We start from the raw sequence: 14582 nt of genomic DNA on the forward strand, positions 1-14582 counted from the left end.
TGGCGGATGGGGCCGGCGGTGGTCGGGAACCTCCGTGCGACCCAGTGGGGTCCAGGTCGGACGATAGCGGGGGGACAGCAGGGTGCTCGAGGAGGATGAGCTGACGCACCTCGTGGCGTCTGCCCAGGCAGGTGACCGGGCGTCCCTGGACCGCCTCCTCGTGAGGCTTCGGCCCACCGTGCTGCGCCGCTGCGCCCGGTTTCTTCCGCACCACGCCGACGCCGAAGAGGCCGCGCAGGACGCCCTGTTGTCCATCAGCACGCATCTGCACGAGTACACCGGGCGGGGCTCGTTCCTCGGCTGGGTGACGGTGATCGCCTCGAACGCCGCCAGGTCCACGTATCGCTCGATGCGCCGACGCGCGGAGGACAGTCATGCCGTCGTTCCCGACGGTGCCGATCCACGGACGACGAGCGTCATCGCGGGGACCCGCCTGGACCTGATGGAGTCGCTGGCCGCACTGGAGGAGCGGCACCCGGCCCTGGTGGAGTCCTTCGTGCTCCGCGATCTCGGAGACCTGACCTATCTTCAGGTCGCCGAGATCACCGGCGCTCCTCTGGGCACGGTCAAGGACCGCATCCATCAGGCCCGCCGCTTCATGCGGGACCGCCTCGGCGGTGGCCTCTGAGACGCCCCGGCTTCCCGCTCTCACGTGTGCATCAGCTCGACCGCGGGCCGGGAGGTGCTGCCGTGCGTCCTCGGACGATCGCCGTCATCCTGGCGGTAGCCATCGGACTCGGCCTGCTGACCGGTCGGTTCGTCCTGCCCGCGCCCTCTGCTCCGGCCACCCCGAGGGGGACGCCAGGCGCTGCGGCGTCCTCGCCGGGCAACGGCTCTCCGGCGCCGAGGCCCGCGAGCGGACCCATGACGAACCGGCACTTGCTGACGGCGGCCGAGTTCCGGAAGGTGGGTCTCTCCAAGCGCATCTACGTGCGGGATCGCGTCGGAGACGGCAACTACGCCAACGCGACCTGCACCGGCGAGAAGACCCTCGGTGAGACGCTGGGAGCGTACGGCGCGCACTTCCGCGGCTTGGTGACGAGCAAGGACACAGGCCCCGGCGACCCTACCGAGGCGGCGGACATCGACGACCAGGTCGCACGCGAGGTCGCCGACGACGCCGGCAGCCGCGCACTGGCTCAGAACTACGCGGAACGCCTGCTGCTGGAGGAAGTGCCGTGCCAGAGCGAGCCCGCCACCCACTGGGTCTACGGGCCGACGCACACGATCGACGTCGCTGCGGACATCACCGCGAGTTGGATGGGTGTGTACGGCGGCGACCTGAACACCACGGGGACCGCGCCACGAGGCAAGGAGCCGTGTGGAGGCGTCGCCGTACTCCGCAACGGCACGCACTACGGGGTCCTGGAGATCGATGCCTGCCTGGACACGGCTGCGATGACGCGGATCGTCCGTGCGGCCGTGACACGGCTCTGAGACCGTCCCCGCCCCACCAGTGGACGTGATACGGGTCACATCGATCGCGGAGATCGCGATCCAACATCTCCGCTGCCCCCGGCATCTCCCAGATGTACGACGACGCCAACCGCGTCGCGACCAGACAGGAGATGAGATGTCCGACAACCAGGCAGCCCGCAGGAAGTCCGCGCGTCGCGGCCGTACCGCAGGAACAGCCGCCGCCGTCGGTGCCGCCCTGATGGCGGTCGGCATCGGCGCGCTTCCCGCCGCCGGCGCGGACACGAGTTCTGCGAGCCGGCCGGCGACCGCCCTTGCCGCCGCTGCTGCCGGACCCGGCCTCGGTTCCGCCGCCCTGATGCAGAGTGACGACTTCTTCCAGCAGGGCCTGGCGCCGGTCCGCGCGACGGTGGACCTGACCGGGAAGCAAGCTCTCTCGGCATGCTCCGGCGAGGAGACGATGCGCGAGCTGACCAAGGGGAAGGCCGCCGCCTATGCCGACGTGACCTGGACCTTCGACACCAAAGGCACCTTGCTGACCGAATCCGTCGCGGACGGTGCCACCGGCGCATCGGCGGCCTCGTACGCGAAGCAGCTCGACAAGCTGGTGCGCGGCTGCCAGAACGAGCCGCGGGGTCACTGGTACTACGGCAAGGGGCACACGATCACCGTCAAGGCCGGCGAGGGAAGTTGGTACCCGGCCTTCAGCGGCGACGGCAAGGTTGCCGGCGGCGTCGCGGTGATCCGCAGCGGCCACCGGTTCGGCATCGTCGAACTCACCGGTCAGCCCAGCGACGACCCCGGCTACATGGAGGGCATCACCGCCGGTGCCGTCAACCGGCTGGCCGACTGATCTGATCCGGGCGGTTCCGGGACCTGTTCACGTGGGTGCTGCCCCCGTCCTGGGACCGTCCGGGCCCGCTGATGAACGTCTGGTCGGCGTTCGGTGAGGCATGCGGCCGGTTTCGGAAGGCCGGCGGCCACCAGGGCCTCGTAGGTGGCCGCCGTGTCCTCGATGTGGAAGCCGAAGTGGTTCATGCCTGCACACTGGCGACGGCCTCGCCCGCGCCGCGCCCTCCACGTGCCCTGGTGAGCTCCGGGCGCACGTCGCCCGGCGTGAAGGCCCCGGGCGCGCCAACAACCACGAGCGGAGAATCCAATTCCGCTTGAGTGCCCCTCCCACCTGCAATGATTCGTGCCTGCGGATTGGCTCAATCGTCATGCTCTGGCATCATCCCGTCATGGGGAGATCGGGTGGGGACCTGAAGGCCTGGCTGTGCGGGCTCGACGATGTCGGGCTGCGTGAACTTCTCTGTGTTCCGGGTCCCTTGCCGCATTTGGCGAAGGTCCCCTCTCCCAGCAGGTCGGTTCGGTACGGCAAGCGTGAACTTCTTGCCGCGCGCGCCTGGTTGGGCCGTGCCAATGTGCGCGACGTCAGGTTCGTGGCGGAGGCCGCGGCGAAGTTCGCCGGCGATGTGCTGGCCGCCCGTGAGGACCTGCCCGCAGAGGGCTTCGAGGGGGCGGACCCCGAGGTTTTCGAGGCGCTGTTCGCCGCACTTCCGCCGGTGCTGGCCACGTTGACGCTCCACGCGCTCGCTTCGGAGGAGGGAACGCCTCGGCAGGCGATGGTGGAGGAGCACTGGACGCGGTTTGCCGAAGCAGCAGCCAAATCGGTTGACGGGCCTGATCCAGAAGCGGATCAGGAAATGTCTCTGCGGGAGAAGAGCAACGGGGGAGGGGCCGTGGCCGAAGCAGGCAGCGAGAGCGGCCAGTGCGGACAGGAGATGACGGCCCTTTCCGATCCGGTTACGGCGTCGGTCCTGGAGAAGACGCTAGGAAGGCTTCGTCCGAAGGCAGAGGAGCTCAGCGGCCTGTTGCGGTCCACAGCTGAGGACGTGGACGACGGACGTGCCGTTCCGGACAGCGTGCTGGCACGTGTGGCCGAATGGAACAACGAGCGAGCGACTGCCGCGCAAGCGGCGCAGAAGGTCGGCCGGGGATGGCCGGAGGACAGCGGGTGGTCGCAGCTGCAGCGGGTTGTCGACGATCTGCGCGCCGAGGAGCAGAGGGCGGGTGAGCGGGCGAGCCGTATCGCCACGCTGCAGGAACAGCGGAAGGGGCTGCTGGCGACCCTGCGGATGATCGAGCAGACCGGTGGAGGGTCGCACGTAGACCCCATGCGGCAAGCGCTGCGGGCTCTGGACGAGCAGATCGCGGAGCTGGGAGGGGAGGCGGTCGGGACCGACCCGGAGGCCGACGCGGACGCGGTCCGGGTGCCGTCGCCCCGAACGGAAGACGAAGCCGCAGGGCAGACGCCCTCGCGCGGAGGTGCGCAGCCGGATGATGGGGAGGAGGAGGCGGCCTCGGCGACCGGCCCCGGGCCGCTCGACCTGGCTGAGCCGCCCGAGCTGCCCGTGACGCCCGAGCCGGCCGCCCCGTTCACGTCGGCCACGGCGACGCCCGCCGTGGAACCGGCCCTGACGCCCGAGGACGCCCCGGAGGAGGCGTGCCCCCGGCCGGACAGCCGCGTGTCGACGGAGCCGTCCTCCCGGCGGAGGATGCCCGAGCCGCCGAGGACCGGCACCGGGGGAACCGACGGGACCGGGCCCGAGACAGCCGCCGTGACGGTTTCCCCTCACACGCCTGTCGACCCGGCATCGGGGGAGGCGGACGAAGCGGACACGAAGGGACCCCTCGTCTGGCAGGGGAACCCGCTGTCCCCGGAGGGCCCTTCCGTCTCCCCGGTGGAGCGTCTGGTGCAGGCCGGCCGTTTCCAGGAGGCGTACTGGATGACCGTCGGCTCCGGGGAACCCTCCTACCGTGCCGATTGCCTCGCCTTCGCCGACGCTGCCTTCGCCACCGTCCTGCCGGAGGACGGCACCGCGGTGATCTCCCGTTTCGGCCCCGACCTGGAGCAGCTCCAGAGCGACCGCCCCGCACTGATGGTGGCCGCGGTCGCCTCCGTCCGGGCGGGACTCGTCGCGGGCCACCCGAACGACGTGCTGCTGCAGTGCGACCCTTGCGCCTCTCTCCCCGGTCCCTGGCGCCACCTGCTGGAGTGCGCGCTCGACATCCTGAAGCGTTTCCAGCCGCTGGACCCGGCGGCCCTGCGGTTCTCCGTCGACACGAACCCCTCGCTCACCCGCACCAAGGTTGCCCAGGAGGCTGCACGGCTCCGGGAGGAGGTGCCGAAGCTCAGGATCGGCTACGCGCGCGCCACCCAGGTGCAGAACCTGCTGATGCGCCACGACCAGCCGCTCGGTTTCGCCCTGCGGGCGATCGAGAACTGGGCCTCCGGCGCCGCCGAGCGGTCCGTGCTGGACGACGCCTGGCGGGTGTTCAGCAAGCGTGACGCGGCGGAACGGATGATCGAGGAGGCCGACGCGGCGATCCGCACCCCGAAGCAGGCCAAGGTGCCGATCGAGGCGAAGGCCCGGCGATCCCTGATCAGCCGCATCGACCAGGTGGTCACCCTGCTGGTCCAGGCGCGCGCCCTGGCCGCGTCGGAGGTCGAGGAACGCAGCGACACGGTGACGGACCTGGGCCACGCCCTGGCACAGGTCAGGGAGGAGGAACCGCCCCCCGGCGTGGAAGGCGCGGCGCTGCTGCGCCTGCGGTGCTGGCTCGAGGGCCAGGACGCGCCGTCCGCCACGGGCCCCCGGAAAATCATCCTCGAGGGCTCGGACGAGACGGAGGACGGAAAGGAATACGGTTCGGACGGGTACGGGTCGGTGCCCGCCTTCTCTCGGGCGCTGCGCCCCGCCGCCGAGGCGCTGCTCGCCTCCCCCGACCTGCCGCGCACCCCCGAGGGCAAGCCGGATCCGGCCGCTCCCGGGTTCGTCGAGGCGATGGGCGCGTTGCTCGGGCCGGTGGACGTACCGTCCGTGCTCCTCGCCTACGCCGAGCGCGGCGACCTGCACCTCGCGGACGCCCTGGTCGAGGCTCTCGGCCAAGGGCTCGTCCCCGCCGTCGGAACGGACGACGGAATGCTGCCGGTCGACTGGCGGGTGCGGCGCGACACGCAGTGGGCGCGCTGGTCGTCGATCCGGGCAGAGCGGCACCGTGTGGCGTCAGGGCTGCTCGCGGAGCTGCGCACCCAGCAGAACCTGGACGTGGTCACCGAACGCGACCTGGTGGGACGTCTGGAGCAGTTGGAGCGGGCCGTCCCCGAGGGAGCCTTCCGCACCACGGTCGAGCGGATCCGCCGTCTGGAGGCCGAGCTCGAGGACCGAGTGCAGGCGCATGTGCGCAGGCTGCGCGGCCAACTGGAGTCGATGAACCTGTCCGAGAAGGACCGTGACCGTATCCACGGTCTGCTGGAAGCGGGCGACACCGTCACCGCGGAGGAGTGCCTGGCGCTGCTGCGCAAGGGCGACAGCCTGCCGGAGTGGAGCGGCGAGGCGCCGGGAGAGGATCTGGAACGTTTCGTCGCCGGGCTGGAGATCGTCACCCCCGTCAAGTCGGGTCAGCAGGGCGTTTCGGCACGTCCGTGGGCGGATGCCTACGCGGACGGGGAGCCGCTGACCGACACGGCGCTGGCCGGCCTGGAATCCTGGGACGCACTCGGCAGGCCAACGACCCGCGGCGCGGAGTGGCAGAAGCACGTGCCGACCGTGCTGCGTCTGCTGGGGCTCGAGGGCCGTCCGCCCTCCCGCGACGACCAGCGCCAGGTGCGCGGCATCCTCCGGCTCAGCGCCAAGCTGCGCGCCGACGAGAGCGCGCCCGGCTATGTCGCGGATCTCGGCTCCGCGGCCTCCACCTACACGATCCTGGTGGTGACCGACGAACTGCGCGGCCGCAGTCCGCTGGAACTGCTCGACCGCAACGACACCGGCGCGTGCATCATCCTCTACCTCTACCCGCTGGGCATGGCGGGCCGCCGCAAGCTGGTCATGCACGCCCGGACGTCGTCGCAGCAGGCGCTGGTCGTGGACCCTGCCGTCTTCGGCTGGGTCGTGGCCCGGTCACCGCGCTCCTTCCGCGCGCTGCAGCGGGTGACCCTGCCGTGGACAGGGTTCAAGCCGTACACGCCGTTCGTGGCGGGTCTGGTGCCGCCGGAGGTCTTCTACGGCCGGAGCGAGGAGATGGCCGAGGTCGTGAACCCGCTGGGCGCCCTTTTCCTGTACGGAGGCCGGCAGCTCGGAAAGTCGGCGCTGCTCCGCAAGGTTGAGGCGGACTATCCGTCGAGCCCGGAGCGCAAGGCCGTCTACCTGGACCTGAAGGCACGCGGGGTGGGGGAGGCCGAACCGGCCGAGCGGATCTGGCCGGTGCTCGCCGCGGAGCTGAAGCGGGTGGGCATCCTGGGGCCGAAGGTGTCCACCGCGATGCCGCCGGACCGGCTCGTGGAGCAGGTCCGGCGCTGGCTGGAGGAGAATCCGGACCGGCGAGTACTGGTGCTGGCGGACGAGGCGGACGCCTTCCTGACGGCCGACTCCAAGGCGGTGCGCGGCGCAGGCGGCGATGGCACGTTCGCCAACGTGGCGCGGCTGAAGGGGCTGATGGACAGCACCGACCGCCGCTTCAAGGTCATCTTCGCCGGTCTGCACCAGGTGCAGCGGTTCAGCAAGCTGTCGAACGTGCCGCTGGCACATGGCCGTGAACTGCTGATCGGCCCACTCAAGCCGGCCGAGGCGCAGCGGCTGGTCGTCGGGCCAATGGCGGCGTTCGGGTACCGCTTCGAGCGGGCGGAGCTGGTGTGGCGAGTCCTCGCCGCTACCAACTACCAGGCGTGCCTGGTGCAGATCTTCTGCGAGCGGTTGGTCACCGCGCTGCGTGAGAAGCCGGTCGGCTCGGCGCAGTGGCCGATAACCGTCACCGAGGAGGACGTCCGGGCCGTGACGCGGTCGGCAGAGGTGCACCGATCCATCGCCGAGCGGATGAGGCTCACCATCAACCTGGAGGACCGCTACCGGGTGCTCGCCCTGGTGATCGCGCTGCGCAGCCATGCCGACGGCTTCCAGCGGGGCTACGACGCCGATGAACTCCTGCACGCGGCGAAGGCGCACTGGGAGGACGGCTTCCGCAGTCTGACCGCCAATGACGTGAAGATCTACCTGGACGAGATGGTCGGCCTGGGGTTGCTGACCCAGCAGGTCGGCGACCACCGGCGTTACGCGGTTCGCAGCCCCAACGTGGTGCACATGCTGGGCACCCTGGAGGACCTGGAACTGGAACTGGAACAGACCGAGTTCAGCCTGCCGTACGACTACAACCCGCGGTTCTCGCGGCGTCTGGTCGGGCAGGACCGCGAGGGGGTGCACCGTTACAGCCCGCTGACCGAGCAGGAGTTGTTCCTCGCCACCAGCCCCGGACTCCGCCTGGTGTGCCTCACCAAGGCGCACGGGCCGAAGCTGGCCATGGACGCCGTCCGGTCCTACGCCGAGGCGCGCGGGCTCGCCGTCTACAACGCGGCGCCGGACACGCTCGTCGACGTCCTGACCAAGGCCACCCGAGACCGGCTGCCGGGCGTGGTCGTCGCCGACCTCCGCTACCTGGGCATGGACAGTCTCACCGAGGCCCTGGAACGGTTCTGCCAGTACACGGCGATCTCCCGGGAGGACAAGAACCGTGCGGTGATCGCCCTGGTGGATCCGCGGGCGCGGTCGGTACTCGACGACGAGCGGGTCACCGAGGTGATACGGCCTGCGCGGTGGAACGTGGACAGTCTTCGGGCGTGGCCGGAGTGCCCGTTCGACACCCCGGACAAGAGGAGCCGCCTGGTGGACGCGACGGGTGGCTGGCCGCATCTGGTGGAGCGCACCATCGATCTGGCGACCCGGGGCGGGGCGACCCTGGAGACGGCCCTGCAGACGAGCAAGGCCGTGTACGACCGGGAGGAGGCTGCCCGCGGCCACCTGGAACGGGTTGAACTCGACGTGCGGACCCTCGCCCTGCTGGGCACCTGGGTTCAGTACCTGGAGCCCGGTGAAGCGTCCACCCATGTGGACATCGCCGCGGTCACCGGTCTCACCATCGAGGAGACCTCCGAGTTCATCCGCAGGCTGGAAAACCACGGCGTCCTGGACGACGGGGAGGAGGGTTACGCCCTCGACCTGGTCACCTTCCGGGCACTGCAGACGGTGGAGCGCCAGGCGTGACGTACCCCACGGTGATCGGGCGGACGGCGCTGCCCGGTGTCCGGCTCCGGCTCGCCCGTCTGGCGCACGACCTGGAACGGGGACGCAGTTGCCTGCTGTTGCTGCCCGCACGGCTGGTGGACGGGCCCGGGTCACCGAGCGAGGACCTGCTGGACGACGTGCTGCACGAGCTGGACGACTACGTGCTGCTTCCTCCGGCCGGGACCGGCGACGCGGCCCCGCCCACGGCTGACGCCTGGCTTCCCTCACAGCGGGCGGCACCCGACACCGCCCGGTGGTCCGGCCTCGCCCCGGTCCTGGACTACGACGACGGACTCGGCGACCTGTTCGGATCCGCGCCGCCGACGGCGCCAGAACCGGGGGCGCCGCCGAGGCCCGGGTCAGCCTCGCCTGCGCCGCCGCCCCTCCAGGGCGGGCCGGGGCGGCAAGCCGGCGGCCCGTCCGAGGCGGAGGCGCTGGCCGGCCTCCTGGAGCGTCTCGCGAAGGAGGTGAACCTCCAAGGCGACATGGCGGACGGCGACGAGGAGGGGGACGTGCTCACCCGTCTCGTCCGATGCCGGAACGGCGAGCCCGAGATCAGGCCGGTGGTGGTCCGGGGATGGCGCGAGTCCGCGCCGTCCGCCACCGGCCATCTCCTGCGCCGCATGGTGGCGGTGACGAAGGAGGCCGGTCTGCCGCCGGGCCGCGGCCCACGGGCCTTGGTGGTCGCCACGACCGACGACCTGCCGCCCGGCCTGCCCGGCCAGCTCGTTCGCGAGGACGTGGCGGTCCACTGGTGGTGGGGCGTCACTGGCCGCCTGGACACCGCGACGGTGGTCGCCCTCTCCCGCCCGCCGCTCGACTCCTCCCTCGCCGGCAGGCAGCTCTACGAGGCCGTCGCCCAAGCCACCATCACGGAGATCTGCGGCCCCTTCCTCGACATCGCGTCGTCCTTGGCCGCGCGGTGGGCCGACGGCCGCCCGGAGACCCTGCCGGACGCCCTGCGCGAGGTGATCGAGGCCGGACCCGTCCCCGAGGCGTTCCTCCTGTCCGACCAGACCCTGGCCCGCGGCCCGGGCGCTCACCCCGACGAAACCCTGCTGCCCGCCTGGAACGCGGCCGCCGTTGAGAGCTGGGACGGCCGGCTCCGCCGTCACCCGGCCCACTTCCTGGACAACGAGCACGCCATGGCATCCCAGGTGTGGCTGGCCCAGAACCACGTGCTGCTCCCCCTGCTGGACGCCTCACGCGAGCGCTTCGCGGACGTCGTCCGGGCCAACGCGCGCCTCCCCCTGCAGCGCCTCGCCGAGCAGTACGGACCACGCCGCGACCTGGACGAGGGCGGCGTGCCGACGAGCACCCTCATCGAGACCATGGAGGTGGGCGCCATGTGGGGAGCCTTCCGCGACGGTGCTATTGCCCTGACCCAACGCGACCGCCGTCACCTCCGCATCCTCCGCGACGCCCGCAACCGGCTCGCCCACCGCACGCCGTTGGACGGGGAGGGACTGCAGACGCTGATCAAAGAACTATGCCGGTAGAGACGCCTGCCCGACACAAGATTGAGGATGCCCTGCTGAGGGCGCGAGCCCTCGGAGAGGCGGGTGGGTGGGTGTCGCGTACCCGAGTGGGGGCTTTCGCCAGGTTCCGGCCTGGGCGGGGCGGAACCTGGCGGGGGAGCGTCGTCAGAGGACGTCGACGTAGTCGCCCGGGGCTGTGGCGCGGGCGGTGGTGGACGAGCCTGCGTAGGTGTAGCGCCAGTAGCCGTCCGTCGACGCCGTCACCGTGGTCTTCAGGTTTCCGTAGCTGTCCGTGGTGATCGTCCTCACGGTCGTGTACGTGGACGTCCCCTTCTTGCGGAACTGCAGCGTCGCCTTCTGACCGGCGTATCCCTGGTAGCCGCCGCGCGTCTCCCAGTCCGCACGGGAGAGCTTGCCGGTGATGGTGAGGGTCTTGCCCTTGGTCACCGGCTCGGGAGCGGCGTTCGCCGTCAGCAGCGCGTCGCGCAGCACGGGCACCGACTCGGCGGTGTGCAGGTCGACGTGGCCCTTACCGTCCGCGGACTCGGCCCAGGCGGCCAACTTCCAGGCGCCGGCGAGAGAGTTGCGGCCGAGGGTCCAGCGCGGCTGGATGTACGCGAAGGACGCCTCGCAGGTGGACGTGGTCGCGCTGGCCTTGGTGCAGGCCGCCGGCAAGGCCCCGTAGAGGACGGCGTCGGGGGTGTCGTACGACCCCTTGTAGAGGTACATGTCTCCGCCGGCGATCCCCGACGGGTCGGCGGCGGTGAACTTCGCCTTGAACTCCTGCAGCGGCGCGTCGGTCAGCTCGACGGGCTTGCCCCCGTTGACCACGACGTTCGAGATGCGGGTCTCCCCCACTGTCTCGTCGCCCTGCGGCGCGGGGCCCGCGAACGCCCGCGCGATGGTGCGGCGGAGTATGCCTCCCTGGTCGTCGGCGGCGGTGACGCGCAGAGAGACGAAGGAGGCGGTGGCGGGAACGTCGACGGTCGCCGAGCCGTCCGACGCGACGGCCGGATCCGTCCAGGTCCTGCCGTCGTCGGTGGAGTAGGCGAGCCCGGTGATCCTCGTGTTCGCCTGCGCCGCATCCGTGTTGCGGGTGGTCGCGCTCGCCTCTACCCGGACGGGACCGGCGGCCGCGCGGCCGTACTCGTCGAGCCCCGGCACACTCAGCCGGGCGTCGATCAGCGGGAGTTCGCGGCCTGCCGCGTACTCCGAGCGGAACGTCCACTCACTGCGCACGTCGGTGGACAGCCGGGAGTACGGCACACCGCGGTGGACGGTCTGGTCGAGGGTGTACGTCCCCTGCAGTGACGGCAGGCTGGACGACGTCACCGCGTCGCCTGCGCCGAGGCCGTCGGCCTGGGCGTAGGTGACACCGTCGGAGGAGGTGAGCTTGTACGAGTAGGTCGCGCGGCCGTCGCTCGCCGCGTGGCCGGCCGTGTCGCTGAAGGCGTTCGGCTCGTAGAGCCAGACCTTCCCGTAGTTCCGCTGCGAACCGCCCCGTTCCCGGCGGAGTGGCTGCAGCGGGGCCGCGCCCAGGGTCTCGCCGGCACTGGTCCCGGCGGGCAGCGTGCGGTCCGGGAGGTTCAGGCTGAGGTCGCCGGTGCCGTAGGACAGCAGTCGGCTGTAGGTGATGCCCGGGGTGGCGTACTCGGTGACCGAACCGGCGACGGGCACCGCGCTGCCGATGTAGACACCCGCCCACTCGCCGATGGAAGGGACGCTCTGCAGACTGGCCGTCGTGCGCGTACCCGGGGCCCGCACCCTCGTGATGGTCTTCGCCAGGGCCGAGGTACGGACCGTCGCGACCGGCGAGGCGGGCACGGTCGTGGTGAAGCTGTGCGTGAGGTCGTAGCGGTACGGGCTCGGCACGCTCGCCGAGGAACCCTTCCTGCCGAGCACCTCGTGCAGGCGCAGCGACACGCCGCTCACCGAGAACGGAGTGACGTACACCTTGTCGGCCCCCGAACCGGCGAAGCCCGCCAGGTCGCCGCCCGGGACGCTGATCCACACGGCGGACGCGTGCCGGGTGGCTGTGGTGTCGTCGGTGTGGATCGCGGTCTCCTTGGCCGCGCTCTGGTCGAAGGAGACCGTCGTGGCGGCCGAACCGACCGAAAAGGTACGGGTGAGCAGGTAACTCGGCTCCTGCCAGTCGTTGTGCAGCGCGACCGAGAAGTAGTCACCCGGCGGCAGCTGCACGGTCGATGAGGCGCCCGCGGTGTCGCTGTTGACGGCGTACGACGTCCAGGTGCGGCGGTTCCAGACGTAGAACAGCTTGGACACGACGTCGGCGTGCGTGATGGTGAGCTTGACCGAGTACGCCGACGCGGCGGCGCTCGTCGTCAGGGGAACGCTCCGCGCGTCCTTGGTCCGCGCCGTCAACGGAAGTTTCGCGGTGGTCCGGTCTGCCGTGGACTTCCCGGCCGACCGCACGGACACCGTGCCCTTCACCGACGCGAAGGAGTAACGGGTGGCGCGACCCGGGCCTTGCTCGCCCGACGTCACCCGGACGTCCCGTCCGTGGATGAGCTCGATGCGCCCGTCGGGCCCCATCGCAACGCTCCTGGTGCGCAGTGCCGCGTCCGCTGCCGGCGCTACGGCCCCTACCGTGGCCGGTCCGCTGTCCGACGCCGTCGCGGTGGGCGCGACCAGTATCGAGGCGGTCAGCGCCGCTCCGCACAGCGCCGCCGCGGCGCGTCTTCGAACCCGCCCTGCGTGAAAAACAGACATCAATTGCCCCCCTGACTGTTTCCTCTGGGACCGCCCGCAGCGCATCTGTCGCGTCTGCCGCGGGGAACGGTCGGCTCACTGCGGCAGGACAGTTGACCTGCCGGGCAAAGATCAGCAGCATACGCCTGTGATCAGGCATCATCCTGCGATGGCACCGGGCCATCGTGGCGGCTGAACCACGGCACGATGTGCGTCGGCTGCGGGAGCGTCTTCGCGGCTACCTCTTGGCCGTGCCGGTCGGGGCCGGCTTGGCGGTCGTAGGTCACTGGTGGGTGCCCGAACCGTGGGCAGCGAGCATCGAGACCATGCTCTTCGCACTGGTCGCCTGCGTGCTCTACGGCGAGATCCGCGCCTGGCGTCTCCGTCGTATCCGCCGTGTGCCCGACTGAGCGACGCGCAGGGGCGGCGGTGCTTCGGCGACGCGGACGGCGAGGTCGCCTGCTTCGTGGCGGACATGCTGGTCCTGCACGAGGCAACACGGGTCCGACCCGCTCACTCCGCGGGGCACTGGTGACGTGACGGGGAACGGTCAGCGGAGCGGTCATCTGTCGGGGCGGGAGGACAGCCGCTGCCCAACTCGCCCCGGCTGTCGGTGCTTCGGCGTGTGCGGCTCAGCCTCGTTCGATCGTGCGCTGTGCGGCTTCGGTGAGTGTCGTCGCCGTGCGCACCGCGCTGGCGATGGCGTCCTCGGCGTCGAGGCCGCACAGGTCGGTGAGGGAGAAGAGGGCTTCCGCGGAGACGACCACGGCGAGGTCCCGCTTGAGCTGGGCGAGGGCTTCCGGGTCCGTCGCGCCCAGGGTGTCCTCCAGCGGGCGGAGCGCGAGGTCGATCAGGCCGAAGCGCACACCGGGCCGGGCGGTCGCCGTCTCGGGGCGGGTGATGGTGGCCGCGATCACGGCGCGCACCGCTCCCTGCCGGAGAAGTATTCCGCGCAACAGGAACTCGCAGGCGAAGGCGACCCGTTCGACGGGGTCGGTGGAGTCCGCGACCGGCGCGAGCGCCTCGGCGGGCGGCGGCCAGGCGCCGGCCAGGGCCTCACTGATCAGCGAGGGCAGATCGGGGAAGTAGCGGTAGGCGGTGGCCTCGGAAACCAGGGCCGCGCGCGCGATCGCGGGCATGGTCACCTCGCCACCCATGCCGATGAGTTCGCGGGCGGCTTCGAGGATCGCCGTACGTGTGCGCTTCTTCTGATTGGTGCGGCCGCCGGTGGCCGTCCGCGTCGTCGCCACGCGTGCGTCTCCTTTCCTGTCCCGCCCTTGCGCCGGAAGATTATCACTGACTGCTCTCGTTGTGAGAGTGCACTTGCATGACGAGAGTCTGCCCCTCTAGTCTGCTTCGTGAGAGTTCGCTCTCATGAAAGGGGACGGCGATGACCGAGGTTTCCGTGGTCGGTCCGGACGACGGCGAGACGATCCGTCTGGGCCCGGCGCAGATCCGCATCCTTGAGGACGGCAGCACCACCGGGCACCGTCTCGGCATGGCCGAGATCACCCTCGCCCCGCACACCCAGGGACCCCCGCAGCACCGCCACGCCCAGCACGACGAGGGCTTCTACGTGGTCTCCGGCACCGTGCACTTCACCGTCGGTGAGACGACCCATGTCGCGCCGCCCGGCACCCTCGTGATGGTCCCGCCCGGCGCCCCGCACACGTTCGCCAACGCCGGCGACGAGCCGGCGGTGATGATCAACACCTTCACGCCCGACCTGTACGTGCAGTACTTCCGCGACCTGCGCGACATGGTCGCCGCCGGCCAGGAGCCGACCCCGCAGGCGACCGTCCAGGTCATGGGCCGGTACGCCACCGTGCCGGCGACCGACTACGCCTGACGGCCCGCGTCC

8 protein-coding genes are annotated in these 14582 nt (G+C 71.0%); 6 read left to right on the top strand and 2 right to left on the bottom strand.

The genetic code is table 11. The annotated features are described in order from the left end of the window. The first annotated feature begins 82 nt into the window (after positions 1-82). From OG956_RS16725 to OG956_RS16745, 5 genes are all read left to right on the top strand, one after another. Positions 83-628 (top strand): RNA polymerase sigma factor, encoded by a 546-nt coding sequence (locus tag OG956_RS16725; protein ID WP_330338773.1) that lies wholly within the window; start codon positions 83-85, stop codon positions 626-628. 236 nt (positions 629-864) lie between these two features. After that, the gene (locus OG956_RS16730) at positions 865-1437 is read left to right on the top strand and encodes a hypothetical protein (protein ID WP_330338774.1); all 573 of its coding nucleotides are present in this window, start codon (positions 865-867) and stop codon (positions 1435-1437) included. A 220-nt stretch (positions 1438-1657) separates the two neighbouring features. Beyond that, a complete protein-coding gene (locus OG956_RS16735; protein ID WP_330338775.1) occupies positions 1658-2269 on the top strand; it encodes a hypothetical protein in 612 nt (203 codons plus the stop codon). 1042 nt (positions 2270-3311) lie between these two features. After that, on the top strand, positions 3312-8513 hold the full coding sequence (locus tag OG956_RS16740; protein ID WP_330338776.1) for a hypothetical protein: 5202 nt from the start codon (positions 3312-3314) through the stop codon (positions 8511-8513). Continuing rightward, entirely contained in the window at positions 8510-10033 is a 1524-nt protein-coding gene (locus tag OG956_RS16745; protein ID WP_330338777.1) for a hypothetical protein, read from the top strand. The genes OG956_RS16740 and OG956_RS16745 overlap by 4 nt, the downstream gene beginning before the upstream one ends. Before the next feature lie 144 nt (positions 10034-10177). Here OG956_RS16745 and OG956_RS16750 read toward each other — a convergent pair whose 3' ends face one another. Both OG956_RS16750 and OG956_RS16755 read right to left on the bottom strand, forming a co-directional pair. Continuing rightward, positions 10178-12565: a hypothetical protein gene (locus tag OG956_RS16750; RefSeq protein ID WP_330338778.1), complete on the bottom strand. Its 2388-nt coding sequence runs from the start codon at positions 12563-12565 to the stop codon at positions 10178-10180. A gap of 788 nt (positions 12566-13353) precedes the next feature. Continuing rightward, positions 13354-13971, bottom strand: coding sequence for a TetR/AcrR family transcriptional regulator (locus tag OG956_RS16755; RefSeq protein ID WP_330338779.1), 618 nt, complete (start codon positions 13969-13971; stop codon positions 13354-13356). A gap of 140 nt (positions 13972-14111) precedes the next feature. Here OG956_RS16755 and OG956_RS16760 point away from each other — a divergent pair, with 140 nt between their 5' ends. After that, a complete protein-coding gene (locus OG956_RS16760) occupies positions 14112-14570 on the top strand; it encodes a cupin domain-containing protein (RefSeq protein ID WP_330338780.1) in 459 nt (152 codons plus the stop codon). The last annotated feature ends 12 nt before the right edge of the window (positions 14571-14582 follow it).

This window comes from Streptomyces sp. NBC_00557 (assembly GCF_036345995.1).
Lineage (GTDB): Bacteria > Actinomycetota > Actinomycetes > Streptomycetales > Streptomycetaceae > Streptomyces.